The organism is Streptomyces sp. NPDC034111 (assembly GCF_055575375.1).
In genome coordinates, this window is sequence record NZ_JBVIST010000001.1 from 1,211,403 (window position 1) to 1,235,981 (window position 24,579).

Annotated in this window: 13 protein-coding genes and 1 pseudogene; 6 read left to right on the forward strand and 8 right to left on the reverse strand. The window is 71.5% G+C overall.

Annotation, left to right across the window (positions count from 1 at the left end; genetic code table 11):
- Positions 1–402: 402 nt before the first annotated feature.
- From ACZ55A_RS05315 to ACZ55A_RS05335, 5 genes are all read right to left on the reverse strand, one after another.
- Positions 403–1,692, reverse strand: a complete 1,290-nt coding sequence (locus ACZ55A_RS05315; protein ID WP_468833984.1) for a citrate synthase — start codon at positions 1,690–1,692, stop codon at positions 403–405.
- A gap of 177 nt (positions 1,693–1,869) precedes the next feature.
- Positions 1,870–4,080 carry an SF1B family DNA helicase RecD2 gene (gene recD2 / locus ACZ55A_RS05320; RefSeq protein ID WP_468833988.1) on the reverse strand — a complete coding sequence of 737 codons (2,211 nt, stop codon included), beginning with the start codon at positions 4,078–4,080 and terminating at the stop codon, positions 1,870–1,872.
- A gap of 269 nt (positions 4,081–4,349) precedes the next feature.
- Complete coding sequence (locus ACZ55A_RS05325; RefSeq protein ID WP_468833992.1) at positions 4,350–5,249, reverse strand: sugar phosphate isomerase/epimerase family protein; 900 nt, start codon at positions 5,247–5,249, stop codon at positions 4,350–4,352.
- Positions 5,246–6,400 (reverse strand): dihydrodipicolinate synthase family protein, encoded by a 1,155-nt coding sequence (locus ACZ55A_RS05330; protein ID WP_468833999.1) that lies wholly within the window; start codon positions 6,398–6,400, stop codon positions 5,246–5,248. The genes ACZ55A_RS05325 and ACZ55A_RS05330 overlap by 4 nt, the downstream gene beginning before the upstream one ends.
- Before the next feature lie 26 nt (positions 6,401–6,426).
- Positions 6,427–7,578, reverse strand: a complete 1,152-nt coding sequence (locus tag ACZ55A_RS05335) for a Gfo/Idh/MocA family protein (RefSeq protein WP_468834005.1) — start codon at positions 7,576–7,578, stop codon at positions 6,427–6,429.
- Positions 7,579–7,809: 231 nt separating this feature from the next.
- On the opposite strand from ACZ55A_RS05335, the pseudogene ACZ55A_RS05340 reads away from it, so the two are divergent.
- The 4 genes and pseudogenes from ACZ55A_RS05340 to ACZ55A_RS05355 form a co-directional block, all read left to right on the forward strand.
- Positions 7,810–8,079 (forward strand): annotated as a pseudogene (locus tag ACZ55A_RS05340) (LacI family transcriptional regulator); the annotation flags it as partial.
- A 127-nt stretch (positions 8,080–8,206) separates the two neighbouring features.
- A complete protein-coding gene (locus ACZ55A_RS05345; protein ID WP_468834011.1) occupies positions 8,207–9,292 on the forward strand; it encodes a bifunctional helix-turn-helix transcriptional regulator/GNAT family N-acetyltransferase in 1,086 nt (361 codons plus the stop codon).
- A 383-nt stretch (positions 9,293–9,675) separates the two neighbouring features.
- Positions 9,676–10,539 carry a sugar phosphate isomerase/epimerase family protein gene (locus ACZ55A_RS05350; RefSeq protein ID WP_468834701.1) on the forward strand — a complete coding sequence of 288 codons (864 nt, stop codon included), beginning with the start codon at positions 9,676–9,678 and terminating at the stop codon, positions 10,537–10,539.
- A gap of 222 nt (positions 10,540–10,761) precedes the next feature.
- On the forward strand, positions 10,762–12,591 hold the full coding sequence (locus ACZ55A_RS05355; RefSeq protein WP_468834015.1) for a glycoside hydrolase family 3 protein: 1,830 nt from the start codon (positions 10,762–10,764) through the stop codon (positions 12,589–12,591).
- A gap of 165 nt (positions 12,592–12,756) precedes the next feature.
- Here ACZ55A_RS05355 and ACZ55A_RS05360 read toward each other — a convergent pair whose 3' ends face one another.
- The 3 genes from ACZ55A_RS05360 to ACZ55A_RS05370 form a co-directional block, all read right to left on the reverse strand.
- Positions 12,757–14,178 carry a S28 family serine protease gene (locus tag ACZ55A_RS05360; RefSeq protein ID WP_468834020.1) on the reverse strand — a complete coding sequence of 474 codons (1,422 nt, stop codon included), beginning with the start codon at positions 14,176–14,178 and terminating at the stop codon, positions 12,757–12,759.
- 210 nt (positions 14,179–14,388) lie between these two features.
- Positions 14,389–18,312 carry an ABC transporter ATP-binding protein gene (locus ACZ55A_RS05365; protein WP_468834026.1) on the reverse strand — a complete coding sequence of 1,308 codons (3,924 nt, stop codon included), beginning with the start codon at positions 18,310–18,312 and terminating at the stop codon, positions 14,389–14,391.
- A gap of 210 nt (positions 18,313–18,522) precedes the next feature.
- On the reverse strand, positions 18,523–21,438 hold the full coding sequence (locus tag ACZ55A_RS05370) for a discoidin domain-containing protein (RefSeq protein WP_468834030.1): 2,916 nt from the start codon (positions 21,436–21,438) through the stop codon (positions 18,523–18,525).
- 212 nt (positions 21,439–21,650) lie between these two features.
- On the opposite strand from ACZ55A_RS05370, the gene ACZ55A_RS05375 reads away from it, so the two are divergent.
- Both ACZ55A_RS05375 and ACZ55A_RS05380 read left to right on the forward strand, forming a co-directional pair.
- Positions 21,651–22,445, forward strand: a complete 795-nt coding sequence (locus ACZ55A_RS05375) for an ATP-binding cassette domain-containing protein (protein ID WP_468834033.1) — start codon at positions 21,651–21,653, stop codon at positions 22,443–22,445.
- Positions 22,417–24,537: a YhgE/Pip family protein gene (locus tag ACZ55A_RS05380; RefSeq protein ID WP_468834038.1), complete on the forward strand. Its 2,121-nt coding sequence runs from the start codon at positions 22,417–22,419 to the stop codon at positions 24,535–24,537. Before ACZ55A_RS05375 ends, ACZ55A_RS05380 begins: the two co-directional genes overlap by 29 nt.
- The last annotated feature ends 42 nt before the right edge of the window (positions 24,538–24,579 follow it).

Consider the following 24,579-nt stretch of genomic DNA (forward strand, 5'->3'; position numbering starts at 1 on the left):
GGAACGTAACCATTGAGGGGGGTCGCGAGTCTAACCGTGCAGTGCAGGCACCCCGGCGGGGCTTGCACTGCACCAGCCGTGCTGATCTTGGGGGATCAAGCCCGGCTACGCGTGGCCGGGGCGACGTGCCCGGGGAGCTTTGAGCGGCCCTCCCGATGTGCGCGTCCCGGCAGAGCGCGGTGCAACCGGAGCGCCCGGACGGATCCCGTGGGGGGAATCCAACCGGGATAGGAAGCGCCCCGCTCTCTGGACCCGTGGGGGGATCCGGAGGCGGGGCGCTTTCGTGCTTCTGCGCTTCTGCTTCGTCTTGTGCGGGCCGGGCGGCCGAGGCCCGGCGTTGCCGCACTCAGCGGCCTGCCTTCAGGGGGCAGGCGCGGCGGCCTGCCCCTCGGAGGGCGGGGTTCAGCGCTGCTCGACCGGTACGAAGTCGCGCTCGATGACGCCGGTGTAGATCTGCCGCGGGCGGCCGATACGGGAACCGGGCTCCTTGATCATCTCGTGCCACTGGGCGATCCAGCCGGGCAGCCGGCCGAGCGCGAAGAGCACGGTGAACATCTCGGTCGGGAAGCCCATGGCCCGGTAGATCAGACCGGTGTAGAAGTCGACGTTCGGGTAGAGCTTGCGCTCGACGAAGTAGTCGTCGGAGAGCGCGTGCTCCTCCAGCTTGAGGGCGATGTCCAGCAGCTCGTCGGACTTGCCGAGCGCGGAGAGGACATCGTGCGCCGCGGCCTTGATGATCTTCGCCCGGGGGTCGAAGTTCTTGTAGACGCGGTGCCCGAAGCCCATGAGCTTCACGCCGTCTTCCTTGTTCTTCACCTTGCGGATGAAGGCGTCGACGTCGCCGCCGTCGCGCTGGATGCGCTCCAGCATCTCCAGCACGGACTGGTTGGCGCCGCCGTGCAGGGGGCCCCACAGGGCGTTGATGCCGGCCGAGATCGAGGCGAAGAGGTTCGCCTGCGAGGAGCCGACCAGGCGGACCGTGGAGGTCGAGCAGTTCTGCTCGTGGTCGGCGTGCAGGATCAGCAGCTTGTCCAGGGCACCGACGACGACCGGGTCGAGGTCGTAGGCGGCGGCGGGCACCGAGAAGGTCATCCGCAGGAAGTTCTCGACGTACCCGAGGTCGTTGCTCGGGTAGACGACCGGGTGGCCGACCGACTTCTTGTAGGCGTAGGCCGCGATCGTCGGGAGCTTGGCCAGCAGCCGGATCGTGGAGATATGGCGCTGCTGCTCGTCGAACGGGTTGTGGCTGTCCTGGTAGAAGGTCGACAGCGCGCTGACGACGGACGACAGCATGGCCATCGGGTGGGCGTCCCGGGGGAAGCCGTCGTAGAAGCGCTTGACGTCCTCGTGGAGCAGGGTGTGGTACGTGATGTCCTGCTTGAAGGCCGACAGCTGATCGACGGTGGGCAGCTCACCGTTGATCAAGAGGTACGCGGTCTCGACGAACGTGCTGCGCTCTGCAAGCTGCTCGATCGGGTACCCGCGGTAACGAAGAATTCCCTGCTCACCATCGAGATAGGTGATCGCGGATTTATATGCCGCGGTGTTGCCGTAACCGGAGTCCAGGGTCACCAGACCGGTCTGGGCGCGCAGCTTCGAGATATCGAAGCCCTTGTCGCCGACGGTGCTGTCGACGACCGGGTAGCTGTATTCGCCGTCCCCGTAACGCAGTACTACAGAGTTGTCGCTCACGTCATCCCTCACCGACGTTGTGCCTCTTCTTCGAGGTGCCCTGACTGCCTATACCTTCCCCCATTTGGACCTTGGATGTGCACTCGGGGTCGGCCATAGGGCCTCAATGCGGCACTCAGTGCCGCGTGACTGCCCCATCCTGCTCCCCTTCGCCCCGATTGGGAAAGAGGAGTGACATCACATCGCCCCGGCGAGCCGGTGAGCCAGCGCCGTACACCGCCGACCGGCGGAAACCGTGCGGACGGCCTGTCCCAGGGCTTTGCGGGAGCCGACGAGCACCACCAGTCGCTTCGCCCGGGTCACGGCGGTATACAGCAAATTGCGCTGCAGCATCATCCAGGCACTTGTGGTGACCGGAATCACCACCGCTGGATACTCACTACCCTGCGAGCGATGGATCGTCACGGCATAGGCGTGTGCGAGTTCGTCGAGTTCATCGAAGTCGTAGGGGACCTCCTCGTCCTCGTCGGTGAGCACGGTCAGCCGCTGCTCGTCGGAGTCCAGGGCCGTGACCACGCCCACCGTCCCGTTGAAGACACCATTGCGGCCCTTTTCGTAGTTGTTCCTGATCTGGGTGACCTTGTCGCCGACGCGGAAGACGCGTCCGCCGAAGCGGCGCTCGGGCAGGTCGGGGCGGGCGGGGGTGACGGCCTGCTGGAGCAGACCGTTCAGCGCGCCCGCACCGGCCGGGCCGCGGTGCATCGGGGTCAGCACCTGGACGTCGCGGCGCGGGTCGAGGCCGAACTTCGCCGGGATCCGGCGGGCCGCGACATCGACCGCGAGCCGTCCTGCTTCCTCATTGTCCTCCTCCACGAAGAGGAAGAAATCCGCAAGGCCGCTCGTCAGGGGCGGCACTCCGGAATTGATGCGATGGGCGTTGGTGACCACCCCGGACTGCTGGGCCTGCCGGAAGATCCGGGTCAGCCGCACCGCGGGCACCGGGCCGGACTCCGCGAGCAGATCGCGCAGCACCTCGCCGGCGCCGACCGACGGCAGCTGGTCGACATCGCCCACCAGCAGCAGATGGGCGCCCGGCGGCACCGCCTTGACCAGCTTGTTGGCCAGCAGCAGATCCAGCATGGACGCCTCGTCGACGACCACCAGATCGGCGTCCAGCGGACGGTCGGCGTCATAGGCGGCGTCCCCGCCCGGCTTGAGCTCCAGGAGGCGGTGGACCGTGGAGGCCTCCGCGCCGGTCAGCTCCGAGAGCCGCTTGGCCGCCCGCCCCGTGGGCGCCGCCAGCACGACCTTCGCCTGCTTGGCGCGGGCCAGCTCGACCACGGAGCGGACCGTGAAGGACTTGCCGCAGCCCGGCCCGCCGGTGAGCACCGCGACCTTCTCGGTCAGCGCCAGCCGCACCGCCTGCTGCTGCTCGGGCGCCAGCTCGGCTCCCGTACGGCGCGCCAGCCACGCCAGCGCCTTGTCCCAGGCGACGTCCCGGAACGCGGGCATCCGGTCCTGGTCCGTGCGCAGCAGCCGGGTCAGCCGGCCGGCGAGGGAGAGCTCGGCGCGGTGGAACGGCACCAGATACACGGCGGTGACCGGCACACCGTCCTCCCCGGCGGGCACCTTCTCCCGCACCACCCCTTCGGGGTCGGCGGCCAGCTCGGCCAGGCAGTCGATGACCAGTCCCGTGTCCACCTGGAGCAACTTCACCGCGTCGGCGATCAGTTGCTCCTCGGGCAGGAAGCAGTGCCCCTGGTCCGTGGACTGCGACAGCGCGTACTGGAGGCCCGCCTTGACGCGGTCCGGGCTGTCGTGCGGAATCCCCACGGACTGGGCGATGCGGTCGGCGGTCAGGAAGCCGATGCCCCAGACGTCGGCGGCGAGCCGGTAGGGCTGGTTGCGGACGACGGAGATCGAGGCGTCCCCGTACTTCTTGTAGATCCGCACCGCGATGGACGTGGACACCCCGACGCCCTGGAGGAAGACCATGACCTCCTTGATGGCCTTCTGTTCCTCCCAGGCCGCGCCGATCAGCTTCGTGCGCTTGGGGCCCAGGCCCGGCACCTCGATGAGGCGCCCTGGCTCGTGCTCGATGACGTCGAGGGTGTCCGTGCCGAAGTGCTCGGTGATGCGGTCCGCGATCCGCGGCCCGATGCCCTTGATCAGGCCGGAGCCCAGATAGCGGCGGATGCCCTGGATGGTGGCGGGCAGGACGGTGGTGTAGTTCTCGACCGTGAACTGCTTGCCGTACTGGGGGTGGGAGCCCCATCGCCCCTCCATGCGCAGCGACTCCCCCGGCTGCGCCCCGAGCAACGCCCCTACGACGGTCAGCAGATCGCCCGAGCCGCGGCCGGTGTCGACCCGCGCGACCGTGTAACCGCTCTCCTCGTTGGCGTAGGTGATCCGCTCCAGGACCCCTTCCACCACGGCTGCGTTGACCATGGCACGACCGTACCGCCGGGGTCTGACAACGCACCCGGCCGGCAGTGCCTGCCGGGGTGGGCCGGGGCCGGCGCGGATCGCCGTCGGAGCACCATCGAGGGGCCCGTCCGATGGTCGGGCCCCTCGATTCCCCCTCCGCGCCGGCCCCGGGTCCCCCCCGGGCCCCTCCCCTATCGGGACCAGCGTCAGCTATGACATTCCTGGGCCGCCAACGGTTGCGCGGCTTCGCAGAGTTATTTCCCCGTCACCGGAAGTGCGATTTTCGCCGCTCATCCGACGTGCTGCCGGAAGCGGTCCACGACCTCGGCCAGCACCTCAGCGCCGTCCCGCGCCCACAGCGCCGGGTTGAAGATCTCCACCTCGACCGGCCCCCGGTAGCCGGCGGCGTCGACCCGCTCCCTGAACCACCGCAGGTCCACCGAGCCGTCCCCCAGCTGTCCGCGCCCCAGGAGGGCGCCCTCGGGCAACGGCGTGACCCAGTCGGCGAGCTGGAAGGCGGCGAGCCGCGAACCGGCCCGGCCGCCGGGGCCGCCGCCGGCGCGGTCGATCTGCGGGCCGATCGTGTCGTCCCACCACAGGTGGTAGGTGTCCACGACCACGCCCACCTGGGCGGCGGGGAACCACTCGGCCAGGTCCAGCGCCTGGGCGAGCGTGGAGACCACGCAGCGGTCCGCCGCGTACATCGGGTGCAGCGGTTCGATCGCCAGTCGTACGGCCCGCTCGGCGGCGTACGGCACCAGCGTGGCCAGCGCGTCGGCGATCCGCTCCCGGGCCCCGGGCAGATCGCGGCTGCCGGGCGGCAGGCCACCGGAGACCAGGACGAGGGTGTCCGTCCCCAGGGCGGCGGCCTCGTCGAGCGCCGCCCGGTTGTCGTCCAGGGCGGCCGCCCGCTCACCGGGGTCCAGGGCGGTGAAGAAGCCGCCCCGGCACAGGCTGGTGACCCGCAGCCCGGCATCCCGTACGAGCCGGGCGGCCGCGGCCACCCCGTACTCCTGCACCGGCGCGCGCCACAGGCCCACGCCCCGTACGCCGGCCCGCGCGCACCCGTCGGCCAGTTCGGGCAGCGACCACTGTCTGACGGTCTCCTGATTGAGGCTCAGGCGGTCGAGAAGACAGGGGAGGGGGAGCTGACGGGCCTGGGGGCGGGGCGGTGGGGTGCGGTCGCTCATGGGGTGGTGCCCTCCCTCGTCTCCTCCGCCCCGTGGACCGCGAGCAGGCTGCGCATCCGGGCGGCGGCCAGCTCGGGGTCGGGGAACAGGCCCAGCGCGTCGGCCAGTTCGTAGGCGCGGCGCAGATGTGGCAGTGAACGGGCCGACTGGAGGCCGCCGACCATGGTGAAGTGCGACTGATGGCCCGCCAGCCAGGCCAGCAGGACGACACCGGTCTTGTAGTAGCGGGTGGGTGTGCGGAACAGGTGGCGGGCGAGGGCGACGGTCGGGTCCAGCGTGGCCCGGAAGGCGGCGGTGGTCTCCGGCCCTCCCGTATCGAGGAGGCGCACGGCCTCGGCGGCAAGAGGGGCGAGCGGGTCGAAGATGCCCAGCAGCGCATGGCTGAAGCCGTGTTCGTCGCCCGCGATCAGTTCGGGGTAGTGGAAGTCGTCGCCCGTATAGCAGCGCACGCCCGCCGGCAGCCGTCGGCGCAGCCGTACTTCCCGGCCGGCGTCCAGGAGGGAGACCTTGACGCCGTCCACCTTGTCGGGGTGTGCGGCGATGATCCGCAGGAAGGTCTCCGTGGCGGTGTCGGGTTCCGCGCTGCCCCAGTAGCCGTCGAGCGCCGGGTCGAACATCGGGCCGAGCCAGTGCAGGATCACCGGTGTGGTGGTCTGGCGCAGGAGGTGGCCGTAGAGGTCCAGGTAGTCCTCGGGGCCGGTGGCGGCCGCGGCGAGCTGGCGGGAGGCCATCAGGACCGGCCGGGCCCCGGCGTCCTCGATGAGCCCGAGCTGTTCCTCGTACGCGGCCCGAACGTCCGTCAAGCAGGCCCCGAGGGGCGGCAGTTGGTCGGTGCCCGCACCACAGGCGAGCAGGCCGCCGACGGCCTTGGCCTCGGCGGCGGTGCGCCGGATCAGCTCGGCGGCGGTGCGCCAGTCCAGGCCGGCACCGCGCTGTGCGGTGTCCATCGCCTCGGCCACGCCCAGACCGTGCGACCACAGGTGGTGGCGGAAGGCGAGGGTGGCGTCCCAGTCGAGGGCGGGCGGGCCGTCGGGGGTGGTGTCGGCGTGCGGATCGGCGACGACATGGGCGGCGGCGAAGACGGTGCGGGAACGCAGGGGCGCGGGCCCACCCGTTGGGGCGCACGCAGTCACCTGCGTGCCCGGGGCCACCTCTGCTGCGTCCCGGCGGCGCCCGCTCACAGGGTGAGCTCCGGTACGTCCAGGCGGCGGCCCGCCTCCGACGAACGCCGCCCGAGTTCGGCCAGTTGGACGCCGCGCGCGCCGGCCGTCAGATCCCAGTGCCAGGGCTCGTCGCGTACGACATGCCGCAGGAACAGCTCCCACTGGGCCTTGAACGCATTGTCGAAGTCGGCGTTGTCGGGGACCTCCTGCCACTGGTCGCGGAACGGTTCGGACGCCGGAACGTCCGGGTTCCAGACCGGTCTGGGGGTGGCGGAGCGGTGCTGGACGCGGCAGCCGCGCAGTCCGGCGACGGCCGAACCCTCGGTGCCGTCCACCTGGAACTCCACCAGTTCGTCGCGGTGCACCCGGACCGCCCAGGAGGAGTTGATCTGCGCGACGATGCCGCCGGCCAGCTCGAAGATCCCGTAGGCGGCGTCGTCGGCGGTGGCGTCATACGGGGTGCCCAACTCGTCCCAGCGGCGCGGGATATGTGTGGTGAGCTGTGCCTGGACGGTCCTGACCGGCCCGAACAGCTCGTGCAGGACGTACTCCCAGTGCGGGAACATATCGGCCGCGATGCCGCCGCCGTCCTCGGCGCGGTAGTTCCAGGAGGGGCGCTGCGCCTGCTGCCAGTCGCCCTCGAAGACCCAGTAGCCGAACTCGCCCCGTACGGACAGGATGCGGCCGAAGAAGCCGCCCTCGACCAGGCGGCGGAGCTTGCGCAGGCCGGGCAGGAAGAGCTTGTCCTGGACGACGCCGTGTTTGACGCCGGCGTCCCGGGCCAGCCGGGCCAGCTCCAGCGCTCCCGCGAGGTCGCTCGCGGTGGGCTTCTCGACGTACACATGCCTTCCGGCGGCAATCGCTTTCTTCACGGCCTCCGCACGGGCGACGGTGGCCTGTGCGTCGAAGTAGATCTCGATCGTGTCGTCGCCCAGTACGGCGTCGAGGTCGCAGCTCCAGCTCTCCAGGCCGTGGCGTTCGGCCAGTGCCCGCAGCTTGTGGGGGTTGCGGCCGACGAGCACCGGCTCGGGCCAGATCACCGTGCCGTCGGCCAGTTCGAGGCCGCCCTGTTCACGCAGGGCGAGGAGGGAACGGACCAGGTGCTGGCGGTGTCCCATGCGTCCGGTGACGCCGTTCATGGCGATGCGTACGGTCCTGCGTGTCACGGCCCGGCCTCTCTCCCGCGCTCAGCGGGGGTTCGCGGTGCGGGGTGGAGCAGCAGTGCGGTGGTCCGTGCGTTTGCGGCAGCAAGCGCTTTCTCCCCCGAGGGACGCTAGCCTGCGCGGCGAGACACCAACAAGGGGGCGGGCGCGCGCCGGCAGGGCGGGACGTCGACAAGCGGCAGGGGCGCGGGGCGGACCGCCAACCAGGGGCAGTACGTGGGGAGTTCGCGATGACGGCTGTCCGGCGCGGGCACCAGGGTGGTGCTCTGCGGGCGCCCCGGCCGCGAGAGCCACCCCGGCCGCCTGGACCGGCCCGCCCCCGTGGGCCGACCGGGCCCCTCCCCCATCACGCCGGCGTTCGACAACCGGGGCGGCGCACAGCGGCTGACCGCGCACCTCATCGCGCTCGGCCACCACCGGATCGTCTGTGTCGCGGGTCCGGCCGGGCGGACCACCACCAGCGAGCGCCTGGCCGGCCGTCGGGCCGCGCTCGCGGCGGAGGGGCCGGGCGGCTGGCGATGGGGCGGGAGGAGCGGCCGCCGGGCGGACTGGCGACGCTGCGGGCGGAATTGATGGTGCGCGGATCGACCGCGGTGGCGTACCCTTGACTCAGTCAAGGGTGAGGGGGTCGATGACGATGACGACCGGGACGACATCCGGGCCGGTGTCCGACGAGGCACCGGGCACGGCGCACGACGCCGCGGCCGAAGAGGTCCGTGAGCTGCGCCGGTTCAACCGCTTCTATACGAATCTGATCGGCGCGCTCGACTACGGCCGGCACCTCTACACCCCCTTCACCCTCACCGAGGCCCGGGTGCTCTACGAACTCGCCCACCAGGAGCGGGTGGACGCGGCGGATCTGCGCGCCTCGCTGTCGCTGGACGCCGGTTACCTCAGCCGGCTGCTCGGCAAGTTCGAGCACCGTGAGCTGATCAGCCGCGGCAAGTCCGAGGAGGATCCCCGTCGTCAGCGCATCAGACTGACCGAGGGCGGCCGGGAGGCGGCCGGCGTGCTGGAGGAGCGCTCGCAGGTGGCCGCGGGGACGCTGCTCCAGCACCTTCCGGCGCGGGACCGCGCCCGGCTGGTGGCGTCGATGCGCACGATTCGCGCCCTGCTCGGCGAGGAGGCGGAGAGCGCGGAGGAGGCGCAGGGAGCGCAGGCCGAGGCGGACCACTCCGCTGGCTCCCCCGCGCCCGAGGTCACGCTGCGCACCACCCGCCCCGGTGACCTCGGCTGGATGGTCGAGCGCAACGCCGCGCTCTACGCCGCCGAGTACGGCTTCGATCTGAGCTATGAGGCGCTGGTGGCCCGGATCGTGGCGGAGTACGCCGAGGACTTCGACCCACGATGGGACCGCACCTGGATAGCGGAGCTGGGCGGCATGGGGGTCCCCCCTGGTACGGAGCCTGTCGGAGCACCCAGGGAGAGGGTGGGCGCGGTGATGTGCGTACGGGACGGCAGGCCCGGAGTCGCCCGGTTGCGGCTGCTGCTGGTGGAGCCCGGCGCCCGGGGGCACGGCGTGGGGCGCCAACTCGTCGAGGCATGCGTGGAGTTCGCCCGAGAGGCCGGCTATCGGGAGATGGTGCTGTGGACCAACTCCATACTCGGCGCGGCCCGCAGCATCTACCAGCGGGCCGGATTCGAGCTGGTCGCCGAGTCACCGCACCACAGCTTCGGCCAGGACCTCATGGGCCAGGACTGGCGACTGGCTCTGTGATCCGTCGATCCGGGCGGTCCGGCGACCCGAGCGGTCCGGTGGCCTGGTGGCCCGGTGCGGCGAGCGTGTGTGTGCGTGCGTGGGCGCCCGTGCTGCCGTGTCCCCGCGGTGCCGTGACCCTGTAGCTCCGTGTCCCTGTGGCGTGGTGCCCGTGTGGCGTGGTGCAGCGGTGGAGTGGTGAGTGGTGCAGTCGGTGGAGTGAGGCAATGCATGACGGGGCCGACGGGCAGGTGAACGGCGGAGCTGACGGGCATACGTGAGCCGTACCCATCGGCGGCATACCGGCCATGAGGACACACGGACGGGACGTACGGCACGAGGAGGAGCGCAACATGGGCAGCAGTTCAGGCGGTACGGGCGGCGTGGGCGGCAGCAGTCCGGCGATGCGATTCGCGTTCTCCACCCTCGGGGTGCCGGGGATGCCGGTGGCCGATGTGCTGGAGCTGGCCGTCGAGGCCGGCTATCAGGGGGTGGAGCTGCGTGCCCATCCGGAAGAGCCGGTGCATCCGCTGATCGGGATGCGGGAACGGGCCGCGGTGCGCGAGCAGTTCGCGGCCGCCGGTGTCGACATCCTGACCGTCGCCGGGTACGCGCGCGTTGCCGCGGCCCGGGACGCGGCCGGCGAGGAGGAGCTGGCGCAGGAGCTCGGTGAGCTGGTGCTGCTCGCCGCGGATCTGGGAGCGCCGTACGTTCGGGTGTTCCCCGGGGGCGGTGACCGCCCGGCGGCCGAGGCGGACGCGGATGCCGCCCGCCGGCTCGCTGCGGTGGCGCCGCTCGCGGCCGAGCGGGGCGTACGGGTCCTGCTGGAGACCCATGACTCGCACCGTACGGGCGCGGCCGCGGCACGGATCCTCGGCCCCGTGGGTCACCGGAATGTCGGCGCGCTCTGGGACGTGCTGCACAGCTGGCTCGGCGGTGAGGAGCCCGTGGACACACATGCGGCGCTCGCCCCGCATCTGGGCTATGTGCAGGTCAAGGACGTCGCCTCGGCGGACGACGCGGCCCCCGTTCCGCTCGGGGCCGGGGTGCTGCCGCTGGCGGCCGTCCTGGCCACGCTCGACGAGGGCCGGGGCGCGCCACGTGGCCCCGTACCGACGCCCGAGGGCATCTATGACCAGGGGGCGGGCGGCTGGCTGTGCTGGGAGTACGAGAAGCGGTGGTACCCCGACGCGCTCGACCTCCCCGCCCTTCTGGTCCCGGCCCGCGAACACCTCCAGCGGCTTCTGTCCGGGCTTCGGGCCCCGTAGGAACCTCGCCGAAGCCGCGCAAGCCCCGCCCCACCCGACCTCGCCCGTCTCTCCACCCCACCCGTCTCGCCCCCTGCCGCCCCCTCACACACTCACCGCCCGAGCGCAATTGCTGGGCGGCGCCTTGGACGGAGTGATTGACCGACAATAGTTTTCCGGCTATCCGTGTCTCCTTGGAAGTTTCCTTCAATGAGTCGAGGAAGCCCTCCGGAAGGAGCGCAGATGCACTCCAGACGTACCGTTCTGACCAGTGCGGCCGCCGCAGCCGCCGCCGTTGCCGCGGGTGCCGGTCCGGCACAGGCCGCGGCGCCCGCCCCAGGCCGTCAGCCCGCCCCCGATTCCGCCACCCGGGCGCGGCTGCGCCGTCTCATCGCCCGTATGAATCCGGAGGAGAAGGTCGGCCAGCTCTTCGTGATGCGGGTCTACGGGCACTCCGCCACCGACCCGGATCCGGCGGATGTGGCGGCCAATCAGAAGGAGATCGGGGTCGCCAATGCCGCGGAGCTGATCGCCAAGTACCACGTCGGCGGCATCATCTACTTCGGCTGGGCGCACAACACCCGTGAGCCGCACCAGATCGCCGAGCTCTCCAACGGCATCCAGAGGGCCGCCGTCGCCCAGCGCGTGCCCATTCCGCTGCTGATCTCCACCGACCAGGAACACGGCATAGTGGCCCGGGTCGGTGCGCCCGCGACGCTCTTCCCCGGGGCGATGGCCCTCGGCGCCGGCGGCTCCCGCGACGATGCGCGGACGGCGGGCAGGATCGCCGGTGCGGAGCTGTTCGCGATGGGTATCCGGCAGGACTACGCGCCGGACGCCGATGTCAATGTCAATCCCGCCAATCCGGTCATCGGCGTGCGTTCCTTCGGCGCGGATCCGCAGGCCGTGGCCCGTATGGTCGGCGGGCAGGTGAGGGGCTATCAGGAGGGCGGGGTCGCCGCCTGCGCCAAGCACTTCCCGGGGCACGGTGACACCGATACCGACAGCCATGTGGGGCTGCCGTACATACACCACAGTGCCGCGGAGTGGGAGCGGCTGGACGCGCCGCCGTTCAAGGCCGCGATCGCCGCCGGGATCGATTCGATCATGACGGCGCATATCGTCGTGCCCGCGTTCGACGCCAGCGAGGACCCGGCCACGCTCTCCCGCCCGATCCTCACCGGGATCCTGCGCGAGCGGCTCGGCTACGACGGTGTGGTGGTCACGGACTCGCTGGGGATGGAGGGCGTTCGGGTGAAGTACGGCGACGCCCGGGTGCCGGTGCTGGCCCTCAAGGCCGGCGTCGACCAGCTGCTGAACCCTCCGGATCTGTCCCTTGCGCACCGTTCGGTGCTGAAGGCGCTGGCGGAGGGGGAGCTGACGGAGCGGGACATCGACGAGAAGCTGATGCGCATCCTGCTGCTCAAGGAGCGCCGGGGGCTGTTCAAGGACCCGTACACCACACGGCAGGCGGTGGACCGGGTCGTCGGCACCCGGGGCCATCTCGCCACCGCGGACCGGATCGCGGACCGTACGACCACGCTGCTGCGCAATGACGCCGGCCTGCTGCCGTTGTCGCGGCGGCGGGAGCGCAGGGTGCTGGTGGTGGGGGTGGACGCGGCCGCGCCGTCGGGCACCGGAGGGCCGCCGACCGCCGTGCTGGCGAAGGCCCTCACCGAGCTCGGCTTCACGGCCACCGCGCACCCGACGGGCCTGAACCCGGGCCGGCAGCAGATCGACGAGGCGGTGGCGGCGCTCGGCGAGCGGGACGCGGTGGTGGTGGCGACCTACAACGTGACGGCGCAGTCGGCGCAGCGGACGCTGGTCGGTGCGCTGCTGGGCACCGGGAAGCCGGTGGTGCAGCTGGCGGTCCGCAACCCTTATGACATCGCGCAGTTGGACGGGGTGAAGGCGGCCCTGGCCAGCTACTCGTGGACGGATGTGGAGCTGCGGGCCGCGGCCCGGGTGATCGCCGGGCGGCGGGATCCGGTGGGCCGGCTGCCCGTCCCGATAATGCGGGCCGACACGCCGGAGAAGGCGCTGTACCAGATCGGCCACGGGCTGTCGTACTGAGTCCGCCGGCGGGCGCACCGGGGCCGGCCCCCGGTTGGCGCACCGTCTCCGGCCCCGGTTGGCGTACCGGGGCCGGAGGTGTCAGGGGTGGTACGGCGCGCTCCCGTGGTGGTCGTAAGAGCGCGCCGTACCGGTCGCCTCGCTACGGCGTACGGCGCAACGGCCTTACGGGCGCAGCAGCGGCATCCGGCGGAACTCCTGCTTGTCGAGCTTCTTGTTGTCCGGGGCCAGCGGGGTGGCCTTGGCGCCCTCGGGCGCCGGGACGCCGGCCCAGTCGAGGAGTTCGGCGGTGGCCTTGGTGCGGTCGGCCTCCTTCAACTTGGCGATGTTCGAGCCGTGGTTGCCGCCGGGGACGGTGAAGACATAGGAGTCCCGGGCGCCCTTGCCGAGTTCGAAGTGTTCCGAACTCCACGGGTCGTACTCACCGTTGACGAACATCATCCGGTTGGCGTGGTGCCTGACCCAGCGGTCGATGTCGGGCATCGCGCGCTTGTCGAAGCGCATCGGGATGTCCTTCGGCACGAAGCTGCGGGAGTTGTTGATGCCCGGGTACTTCAGCAGGCCGGCGAGGTTGGGGTAGGCGTAGCCGGGTTCACCGAGCTGGGTGCCCGCCTGGTAGTAGTACGGCGTGTACGGCTCCATGCCCTGGTCGGTGTAGCTGTCGAAGCCCCCGACCTTGTCCATCCACTTCCACAGCTCGTCCGTGGAGACGGTCGGCTTGGGGACCTCGGCGCAGGCGGTCTCGGCCGGCTGGTACTGCCAGAAGCCGAACACCAGGTCGGTGACCATGACCTCGTAGGCCCGGTCGGCGTTGCCGACCTTGGTGAAGGTCTGCTTCTCCTTGTCGGCCCACTCCTGGAAGCGGTTGACCATCTCCCCACGGCGCACCAGCGCCTCGCGCTCGATGGCGGCGAGGTCGGCGCGGCACTGCGCGGTCCCGACGGTCTTGAAGAAGCGGTCGTACGCGGAGTCCTCGTTGTTGCGTACGTCGTTGGGTGCGACGTAGGCGACGGTGCCGTTCATGTCGTGCGGGAAGAAGCGGCGGTAGTACGTGGCGGTCATCCCGCCCTTGCTGCCGCCGGTGTCGATCCAGTTCTTGCCGTAGATGCGGTGCAGTACCTGGAATATGCGGTGCTGGTCGTTGGCGGCCTGCCGGATGTCCAGCTTCTTCCAGTCGGTGGGCGTGGGCCGCGACGGGGTGAAGTAGCGGTATTCCAGGGATATTTGATTGCCGTCGATGATCTTGGTGGGTTCGCTGCGGGACGGCGTGGTACTGACGTTGTAACCGGAGGTGAAGAACACCGTCGGACGGTCCACCGACTTGTGCAGCACGGTCAGCCGCTGCTGGAAGGTGCCCTTCGACGGGTGCCGGTGGTCAATCGGCTGGGTGTAGTTCAGGACGAAGTAGCGGTAGCCGTCAACCGGCTTCTCTTCTATGAGGCTCATACCCGGTATCGCCAGGATCCGGTCCTTTATGTCCTCGGTCTTCGGCTCGGCGGCGGTGGCCGCTCCTGCCGGTACGCTGCCGGCTCCCGCCGTGCCTATGAGCACCGCGAGCGACAGCAGCCATCTGGTGGCCTTGCGCATGCACCCTCCCCTTGGGATAGCAAAGGTCGGGCTGAACCTATCGGCGGGACACCCGGGCCACCAGCCCTCGGGGGCCGTACGGGGATGTTCACCAGACAGTGCGGGTAGACCAAAGGGACTGTCCGGGTACGCCGTTCGGGCGTCCCGGACAGTCCGTGCGGGCGCCGGAGCCGAGGCGGTCCGGCGCCGGGCGGGGCCGTACGGGCGGCCTCAGGCCACCAGTTCCTCCTCTTCGCCCTCGCCCGTGAAGGTGCGCCACAGCTCCGCATAGCGGCCGTTGCGGGCCAGCAGCTGGGTGTGGCTGCCGTCCTCGGCTATCCGGCCGTGGTCGAGGACCACCACACGGTCGGCGCGGGCGGCCGTGGTCAGGCGGTGGGCGACGATCAAGGTGGTGCGCGCAGGACGGAGTCCGGAGCCCGTTGAGGGGTCGCGGTCGGGCGAGGGGGCGGCCGTTCGGCGGCCGGCGAGGCGGTCGGTGGCCTGGTTGACGACGGCTTCGGTGGCCAGGTCCAGGGACGCGGTGGCCTCGTCGAGCAACAGCACGTCCGGGTCGACGAGTTCGGCGCGGGCCAGGGCGAGGAGCTGGCGCTGGCCGGCGGAGAGGTTACGGCCGCGCTCGGCGACCTCATGGAGGTAGCCGCCGTCGAGGGTGGCGATCATGGCGTGTGCGCCGACGGCGCGGGCGGCCGCCTCCACCTCGGCGTCGGTGGCGTCGGGACGGCCGTAGGCGATGGCATCGCGGACCGTGCCGGCGAAGAGGTAGGACTCCTGGGGGACCACACCGAGGCGGTGGCGGTAGCCGGTCAGGTCCAGCTCGCGCAGGTCGGTGCCGTCGATGCGGACCGCGCCCTCGGACGGGTCGTAGAACCGCGCGACCAGCTTGACCAGGGTGGACTTGCCCGCGCCGGTCTCGCCGACGAAGGCCACGGTCTGACCGGCCGGGATGGTGAGGTCTATGCCGGCCAGCGCCGGCTCCGCGCTCTGCCCGTAGTGGAAGTGGACGCCGTCGAAGGTGATCTCGCCGCGCAGCGCGGGCACCTCGCGGGGCCGCTCGGCCGGTGGGGTGGTGGTCGGCTCGCGCAGCAGCTCCTGGATGCGGCCGAGGGAGACGGAGGCCTGCTGGTAGCCGTCGAAGACCTGGGAGAGCTGCTGTACGGGGGCGAAGAACAGGTCGATGTACAGCAGGTAGGCGACCAGCGCGCCGGCGGTGAGGGTGTTGGCGCCGACCCGGTCGGCGCCGACGATCAGTACCAGTGCGGCTGCCACCGAGGAGAGCAGCTGGACGAACGGGAAGTAGACGGATATCAGGAACTGGCCGCGGACCCGCGCCCGGCGGTAAGCGTCGCTGCGCGCGGCGAACCGCTGGGCGCCGCTCCGCTCGCGCCGGAAGGCCTGGACGATGCGGAGTCCGGCGACGCTCTCCTGGAGGTCGCCGTTGACCACACTGATCCGCTCGCGGGCCAGTTCGTACGCCTTGACGCTCTGCTTGCGGAAGAAGTACGTGCCGATGACCAGCGGCGGGAGGGTGGCGAAGACCACCAGGGCCAGCTGGAGGTCGAGGGCGAGCAGCGCGACGAGTATGCCGAAGAACGTCAGCATCGAGACCAGTGCGGTGACCAGACCGGTCTGCAGAAATGTCGACAAAGCGTCAACGTCGGTCGTCATCCTGGTCATGATCTTGCCGGTCAGCTCGCGCTCGTAGTAGTCGAGGCCGAGGCGCTGGAGCTGCGCGAAGATCTTGAGGCGGAGGGAGTAGAGGACCCGCTCGCCGGTGCGGCCGGTCATACGGTTGGCGCCGATCTGCGCGGCCCACTGGGCGAGCACCACGATCAGGGCGAGCACCGAGGCCGTCCAGACACCGGCCAGCGCGCCGCGGCGCACGCCCTCGTCGATGCCCTGCCGGATCAGCACCGGCAGCAGCAGCCCGGCCAGGGCGTCCACCGCCACCAGGGCGAGGGCGAAGGCCAGCGGTCCGCCGAAGCCGTGCAGCAGCCGGCGCAGTCCGTAGGAGCGCTCGGGGCGCACCGCCCGGTCCTCGTCGACGGCGGGGGCGTCGGTGGCCGGCGGCAGTGCGGCGACCCGGGCGAGCAGTTCGGGGGTGGCGGAGGTACCGGCCATGGCGGGACCGAGGCCGGGCGCGGCAGCGGCGGCCGTGCGGGGCGCCACCCCGGCGCCGCCCGCCTCGGCGTCCTGTTCGCGGCGGACCCACAGCTCGGGCGTGATGGCGCCGGACACCGCGCGGCGGCCGGCCTCGTCGTCCGCCTCACCGTCGAGCCCGTCCAGCCCGGCCGGCGCGTCGAGGCCGTGGCGGCTCTCGCGTCCGTCGAAGGCGCCGGCCAGCTCGCCCGCCGGGTCGCGCTCGACGCCGCCCAGTTCCTCCGGGTCGGTCAGCAGCTCGCGGTAGAGCGGACAGCGCTCCGCCAGCTCCTCCTGGGTGCCGATGTCGACCAGCCGGCCGCGGTCGAGGACCGCGACCCGGTCGGCGAGCGCCAGGGTGGAGGCGCGGTGCGCGATGAGCAGGGTCGTACGGCCCGCCATGACGCCCCGCAGGGCCTCATGGATCTCGTGCTCCACCCGGGCGTCGACCGCCGAGGTCGCATCGTCCAGCACCAGCAGCCGGGGGTCGGTGAGGATGGCGCGGGCCAGGGCGATGCGCTGCCGCTGGCCGCCGGACAGGGTCAGTCCCTGCTCGCCGACCTTGGTGTCGTAGCCCTCGGGCAGCTCGGATATGAAGCCCTCGGCCTGGGCGGCGCGGGCCGCGGCGCGCACCTGCTCGTCGGTGGCCTCCGGATGGCCGTAGGCGATGTTGTCCCGGATGGAGTCGGAGAACAGAAAGCTGCTCTCGGGGACCAGGCCGATGGCGGCGCGCAGCGACTCCAGGGTCAGCTCGCGTACGTCGTGGCCGCCGACCAGGACCCGTCCTGCGGAGACGTCGTAGAAGCGGGGCAGCAGCAGGGAGACGGTGGACTTGCCGCTGCCGGACGTGCCGACCACGGCGACGGTCTCGCCGGCCTCGATGCGCAGCGAGAAGTCGCCGAGGACGGGCCGCGGGCCGGGCCCGTCGCCGTCGTGCAGCGGTGCGTACCCGAACGTCACCCGGTCGAATGCGACCGTGGCGGGTGCGTCGGCGGGCAGCTCATGGGCGTCCGGGCGCTCCTGGATCGACGGTTCGGTGTCGATCAGCTCGTAGACCCGCTCCACACCGGCGCGGGCCTGCTGCCCGACGGTGAGCACCATCGCCAGCATCCTGACCGGCCCGACCAGCTGGGCCAGGTAGGTGGAGAACGCGACGAAGGTGCCGAGGGTGATCTGGCCCTGGGTGGCCATCCAGCCGCCGAGGGCCAGCATCGCGACCTGGCCGAGCGAGGGCACGGCCTGGAGCGCGGGGGTGTAGCGGGCGTTGAGCCGGACCGTGCGCAGCCGGCCGGCGAAGAGCCGGCGGCCGGCCTCGCGCAGCTTGTCGGTCTCCTGCTCCTCCTGCCCGAAGCCCTTGACGACCCGGACTCCGGAGACCGCGCCGTCCACCACACCGGCGACCGCGGCCGCCTGGCTCTGGGCGTACCAGGTGGCGGGGAAGAGCCGCAGCCGGCTGCGGTTGGCGATGAACCACAGGGCGGGGGCGACGGCCAGCGCCACCACGGTGAGCAGCGGCGAGAGGACCGCCATCACCACCAGCGAGATCACGAACAGCAGCAGGCTGCCGATCATCATCGGCAGCATGAACAGCAGGCTCTGGATCAGCTGGAGATCGCTGGTGGCGCGGCCGACGACCTGTCCGGTGCTCAGCTCGTCCTGCCGCCGGCCGTCGAGCCGGGCGATCGCGCCGAACATCCGGGTGCGCAGATCGTGCTGGATGTCCAGTGCGAGCCGGCCGCCGTAGAAGCGGCGGAGGTAGGTCAGGACGTAGACCACGACGGCGGCGAGGACCAGCAGGCTCGCCCAGGGGGCGAGGGCGCGCTCGTGCCGGACGATGACATCGTCGATGATCAGCTTCGGTACGAGCGGGACCAGGGCCATCACGCCCATCCCGCCGAGCGAGGCGCCGAGCGCCAGCAGCACGTCCTTCTTGTACTGCCAGCAGTCGCGGCTCAGCCGCCGCGCCCAGCCGTCCCGTTCCGCATCCGTCCCCGCCACCCGATGCCTCCCGCACCTCGACCGCACCTCGACGCCTACCGCAAGACACCAACGCCGCCGGGGGCGGATTTCATCCCGCGGCAACGAAACTGCGGAGAGTGACGGGCGGCGGCCCGGCGGAGGCGGACGCGGAACGGCCCGTCCCAGGACGCAGGACGGCCCCGCCCCCCGGATGGCGGGGCGGGGCCGTAGGCCGGGCAGTCGGTGTGGCTACTCCACGCGCTGCACCGTCAGTTCCGAGATCCCCGGATGCGGCTTCGGCTTCCCGTCGGCTCCCGGGGTGCGGTCACCCTCCACCACGACCCGTACGTACCGGGCCGGCGTCCGGCCCGAGAACCCGGTGCCCCTCCAGTGCTTGCCGTCCAGGGAGACCTGGACGTTGTAGCGCTTGGGCTCGGTGGCGTTCCAGTGCGGGGTGATCTGGCCGACGCGGGTGGTGCGGCCGAGGTCGACGGTGAGGGTGCCGGTGGCGGCGTTGGGGACCCAGGCGGTGGCGGCGTTGCCGTCCACCGCGGCCGCCGCGTACATCCCGGGCTCCTCCGAGGTGGCGGTGGCCGGCGTACAGCGGGCCGCGTTCGAGGTCGCGGCCAGATCGGGGCGGCGGGTCTTGAGGACGGCCGGCACACCCCGGCTCACGACCTTCTCGCCCTCCGGCGTCTCGATCCGCATCGGTGCGCCCGCGGTCAGCCGCACGGTGGTCTGGTGCGCGCCGATCGCGATGTCGTACGTGCGCCCCTGCCAGTGCAGCCCGCGCAGGGTGACGCCCTCGGACAGCTGCGGCGGCAGCATCGGGTCGAGGTGCACGCGGTCCTCGCGCAGCCGCAGGCCCGTCAGACCGTGGGTGAAGGTCTGGAGGAAGCCGCCCTTGCCGGTGAGGAAGTCCTGGGCGGGCTTGCCCGCGTGCGGGTCCTCGGCACCGGCCTTGCTGCCGCGCGCCTCGGAGAACTGCGCGAACGGCCCCCGCACGAACGGCTTGATGGAGCGCAGCAGATAGGTGTACGTGGAGCAGCCGGCCTCGCCGATCCCGGCCGCGTCGATGGCGTGCACCGAGTCGGTCATGGCCGGGCCGTCCGGGTCGGTGTGCGCGGCGTAGAAGTCCAGCGTGCGGGACGCCTGGGTCTGCGACATCGGCCATTCCAGCGGGTACATCAGCAGCACCGTGTCGGCCTGCTTGATGGTGGTTCCCTTGTAGCCGGCGTACTGCTCGAAGACCTTCTTCTTGGTGTCGTAGGGGATCCGCAGCTTGTCGGCGATGGTCTTCCAGGAAGCGGGGGCCTGCTCGCCGAGGACGGCGGCGATGCGGGTGGCGTGCCGCAGCGCGGTGGCGGCGCCGGCGTTGGTGAAGACGCCGTCGTTGACGCCGTTGCTGTACTCGTCGGGTCCGGCGACGTTCTTGATGGAGTAGCTGCCGTCGGCGTTACGGGTGGCCCGGGAGGCCCAGAACTCGGCGATGCCCTTGAGGACCGGCCAGCCGCGGGACCTCAGCCAGGCGGTGTCCTTGGTGGCGAGGTAGTACTGCCAGGTGGCGAGGGAGATATCGCCCATGAGGTGGTTCTGGGTCTTGCAGTGCGGCGGGTCCCAGCTGTGGCACTCGGTCCACAGATCGCCCTTGCTGCCGCTGGTCCAGGAGTAGAACAGCCCGTCGTAGCCCAGCTTCTTGGCGTTGGCGCGGGCCCCGGCCCGGGTCTTGTAGCGGTAGTCGACGATGGACCGGGCGAGCCGGGGGTGGGTGGCGAGCAGCCCCGGGTACATCCACGTCTCGGCGTCCCAGAAGATCTCACCGGCGTAGTTGTCGCTGGTCAGGCCGGTGGGGCCGATGCTGTTCTCATTGCCGGCGCGGGTGGAGGACAGCAGTCCGTACTGCGCCGAGCGCACCCAGGACTGGAGCTCGCGCTGCCCCTTGACCTCGATGTCGCTGCGCCACAGCCGCTGCCAGGCGGCGGTGTGCCGGGCGAAGAGGTCCGCCCAGCCGCGGGCCGCGGCCCGGCGCGAGGCGGCGTCGGCGGCGGCGCGCGGGGTGCGGGAGGTGAGCGCGGTGTCCACGCCGACGTACTTGGTCAGCTCGTACGAGCGGCCGCTGCGGACCGGGAAGGTCACCTGCTGACGGTTGCTCAGCTTGCCCTGCTGCGGGGTCTGCTGGGGCCGCTGGGCACGGACGCCGGGCCCGGTGCGCAGGGTGGAGGCCACCGCGCCCTCGGTCTTCGTGCCGTCCGTACGGAAGGCGACGTCCATGGTGCTGCCGCCGTCGTTGGCGGCGCTCTCCTTGGCGGGACCGTCCTTGACGGAGCCGTCCTTGACAGGGCCGTCCTTGACAGGGCCGTCCTTGGCGGGACCGTCCTTCGCGGGGCCGTCCGTGCCGGCCCCGGCGGAGGGGGCCCCGGACGGCTGTACCCGGCGGGCGCCGCGGCCGTCGAGGGCGTCGGTGACGGTGGCCTCGCCGCTCCAGTGGGGCGTCATCCGCAGCCGTACGGCGGCGATGTGCGGGTCGTTGCGGTCGGCGAGCACGTCGTAGACCAGGTCGGTGCTGCGCCCGTCGGCGGCGGTCCAGGTCAGCGACGTACGGACGAAACCGCAGCGCAGCGAGAGGGTCTGGCGGTAGTGGGAGATCCGGCCCGGCTTGGTGGCGGAGGAGAAGGTGTCGGGGCGGGCGCCGCCGGTGGTGACGTCGAGCGTGGTCCAGGTGGGGATCGCGGCGATGGCCTGGCGGCCCTGGAGGTTCTTGGGGCCCTTGGCGTAGAGCCCGGAGACGAACGATCCGTCGTACTCGGGGGTCTTCAGGGGCCAGCCGGTCGTGCCGCCGGGGGCGGCGTATCCGGTGCCGTTGGGCGGCACCCGCTGGCCGAGGTAGCCGTTGCCGACGAAGGCGTGGTGGCTGTCCTTGGGGTCGATCCGGGTGGCGGTGGCGGTCCAGCCGTCGCCGAGCTCGCAGGGGCCCTGCGCGGCGGGCCTGCCGGGTGCCGGCGGCGGGGCGGACGCGGAGGCCGATATGGGCGCGAGGACCGCGACCAGCGCGCCCGCCATCAGCGGCGCGACCAGCTTCCGGGAGCGGCGCGCGGCGGTGCCGGGCCGGTCCCGCGCCGGGGGCGCGGGCGGCGGGTCAACGGGGTGCTGTGCCGAATGTTCCATGGTTCTCCGTCGATACATGCACGGTCCGTACCGCGTGCCGCGATACGGACTCCACCTTGAACATCATCAGGCCCCCGCCTGCACGGCACCTTAGGACGTATCGGCCGTCCGGGTCACGGGCGGGATCAGGCCACTTCGGCCCGATTGGTCAAAACCGCCGCTTGTACGGCACAATTTTAGACTGACCAGTCAGATCAAAAGGGGAGGGGTTTGTGAACACCACCCGCCAGGGTGCGGCGGTCAGCGCCAGGGGGATCGGAGTGGAGGGCCCACGGGGGTGGGCCTTCCGAGGAGTGGACATCACCGCCGCCCCGGGCTCGCTCATCGCCCTCCAGGGGCCCTCGGGCTCCGGGCGCACCTGTCTCCTGCTCGCCCTCACCGGCCGGATGCGGATCACCGAGGGCACCGCGACGGTCGCCGGACTCCCGCTGCCCAAGCGGATGGGTTCGGTGCGCGGCCGTACCGCGCTCGCCCACGTACCGGGCGTCGCCGAGCTCGAACCGGCCCTCACGGTCGGCGAACACCTCAAGGAACAAGCCCTGTTGGGGCGCCGCCTGAAGGGCTCGCTGCCCTGGGGCAAGCGCCACAAGGAGGCCACCCGGGCCCGGATCGAGGCCGCCCTCGCGGCCGCCGGACTCGACACCGGCGCCCTCCCCAAGGGCCTGCGCACCACCGTCCGCGATCTGGAGCGGCTGGAGGCGCTGCGGCTGTCGATCGCGCTCGCGGTGATGCACGGCCCGCAGCTGCTGGCCGTCGACGATGTCGACCTCAAGCTCTCGGCGGACGAACGCGGCCTGGCCTGGCAGCTGTTGCGGGACCTGGCACTGGCAGGCACGACCGTCGTGGCCGCCGGCAGCGACGCCCCCGCGGACGCGCTGATCGTCCGTACCGCACAGACCGACACCCCCGCCACCGCCCCGGCCGGCACCCCGGCCCCCGCCCAGGACGACACCCACACCCCCAAGGAGGAAGCGGCACATGCGTTCGCCGAAACTGGCCGCGCTTGAGCTCAGGCGCTTCGGCCGGGGCAAGCTGCCCCGGCTGGGGCTGGTCGCCCTGATGCTGATCCCCCTGCTGTACGGGGCCCTCTACCTCTGCTCCTTCTGGGACCCCTACGCCCGTCTGGACAAGATCCCGGTGGCCCTGGTCAACGACGACCGGGGCGCCACCGCCGACGGCAAGAAGATCACCGCCGGCGACGATCTGGCCGAAAAGGTCAAGGACAGCAAGACCTTCGACTGGGAAGAGGTCAGCGCCGCAGACGCCGCCAAGGGCGTCGAGAACGGCACCTACTACCTCTCCCTGACGGTCCCGCAGAACTTCAGCAAGCGGATCGCCTCCAGCTCCGGGGACGACCCGCAGACCGGCGCGCTCCAGGTCCGTACGAACGACGCCAACAACTACGTCGTCGGCTCGATCTCCAAGACGGTCTTCTCCGAGATCCGCGCCAAGACCTCGGCGACCTCGTCCCGGGCCATGTTCGACAAGATCTTCGTGTCCTTCTCCGATCTGCACGACCGGACGGCCGAGGCGGCCGACGGCGCCGGGAAGATCGACGACGGACTCGGCACGGCCAAGGACAAGACGGGGAAGCTCGCGGACGGGCTGGGCAAACTGGGCGAGGGCTCCGGCGCGGTCAGCAAGGGCGCGGGAGAGCTCAGCAAGGGCACGACGCTGGCCGCCACGAAGGCCCGGCAGCTCAGCCGGGGCGCCGGTCAGGTCGCGGACGGCACCCAGCAGCTCGCCGACAAGGTGCAGGGCATCGCCCGGAAGGACCTCCCCTACCTGAGGGAGCACGGCAAGGAGATCGGCGAGAAGGCGCAGCTGGTCGCCGACCTCACCCAGCGGCTCGACGACGACCTCGACAAGCTGCCCGGGGAGTCCGCCAAGGCCGCCACACAGGCCCGCAAGAACGCCGACAACGCGGCCGAGCTGTACCGGGAGCGCTGCGGCGGCCTCCTCTCCACCAATCCCGACTGCGCCAAGCTGAAGGCCCTCGCGGACGGCAGCGCGGTGGCCGCGGACGCGGCGGAGAAGGTCAACGACACCGTCGCCCGCACGGACTTCGGGCAGCTGCGCAGCAAGCTGCGTGAGCTGCACCAGGGCGCCACGATGGTCGCCGAGCAGGCACCGGGCATCGCCGCCCGTGCGGACACCGCGATCGGGCAGATCAACCGGCTCAACGCCGGTGCCCACAAGGTCTCCCAGGGCGCGGGCCAGTTCGCCGACGGCCTCCGCACGCTCGCCGACGGGGCCGGCAAGGTCGCCGACGGCGCCGGCAAGGTGCACAGCGGCCTCGGCACCGCCAAGGACGGCGCCGAGAAGCTCACCGGTGGCCTCTTCAAGCTCAAGGACGGCTCCAACCAGCTGGCCGACGGGCTGCACAGCGGCGTCGCCAAGATCCCGGACTACGACAAGAAGGACCGCGACGCCCGCACCGAGGTGATGGCCGACCCGGTCGCCCTGGCCGCCAAGTCGCTGCACAAGGCGCCCAACTACGGCACCGGCCTGGCGCCGTACTTCATCCCGCTCTCCCTCTGGGTCGGCGCGATGGTCGCGTTCATGCTGCTCCAGCCGCTGGGCAAGCGCGCACTGGCCGCGGGCGCCCCGGGCTGGCGGATCGCGCTCGGCTCCTGGCTGCCGGCCTTCGCCGTCGGCGTGGTCCAGGTGCTGGCCCTGATGGCCGTACTCCACTGGGGCCTCGGCCTGGAGATGGCCCGCTCGGGCGGCACCGTCGGCTTCCTGCTGCTGGCCACGGCCTGCTTCACCGCCCTCATCCAGCTGCTGAGCGCCTTCTTCGGCCCGGCCGGCCGGGTGCTGACCCTGGTCGTGCTGATGCTCCAGCTGACCTCGGCGGGCGGCACCTACCCGGTGCAGACCAGCCCCGGCTTCTTCTCCGCCCTCCACCCGTTCCTGCCGATGAGTTACGTCGTCGACGGTCTGCGCAAGCTGATCACCGGCGGCGACCTCACCGTCGTCTGGCAGGGCTGTGGCGTCCTCGCCGCCTTCACCGTCGGCGCGCTGGCCCTCACCGCCCTCGCGGCGCGCAGCCGGCAGGTCGTACGGATGAAGGACCTGCATCCGGAGCTCAGCCTGTGAGCGAACGAAGTGAGCTCACCATGGAGAGGTGCGAGCTGAGCG

Coding starts and splice junctions, on each gene's coding strand:
- recD2 (WP_468833988.1), bottom strand. CDS start 4,080: ATGGTCAACGCAGCCGTGGTGGAAGGGGTCCTGGAGCGGATCACCTAC.
- ACZ55A_RS05370 (WP_468834030.1), bottom strand. CDS start 21,438: ATGGAACATTCGGCACAGCACCCCGTTGACCCGCCGCCCGCGCCCCCG.
- ACZ55A_RS05355 (WP_468834015.1), top strand. CDS start 10,762: ATGCACTCCAGACGTACCGTTCTGACCAGTGCGGCCGCCGCAGCCGCC.
- ACZ55A_RS05325 (WP_468833992.1), bottom strand. CDS start 5,249: ATGAGCGACCGCACCCCACCGCCCCGCCCCCAGGCCCGTCAGCTCCCC.
- ACZ55A_RS05345 (WP_468834011.1), top strand. CDS start 8,207: ATGACGATGACGACCGGGACGACATCCGGGCCGGTGTCCGACGAGGCA.
- ACZ55A_RS05380 (WP_468834038.1), top strand. CDS start 22,417: ATGCGTTCGCCGAAACTGGCCGCGCTTGAGCTCAGGCGCTTCGGCCGG.
- ACZ55A_RS05350 (WP_468834701.1), top strand. CDS start 9,676: ATGCGATTCGCGTTCTCCACCCTCGGGGTGCCGGGGATGCCGGTGGCC.
- ACZ55A_RS05360 (WP_468834020.1), bottom strand. CDS start 14,178: ATGCGCAAGGCCACCAGATGGCTGCTGTCGCTCGCGGTGCTCATAGGC.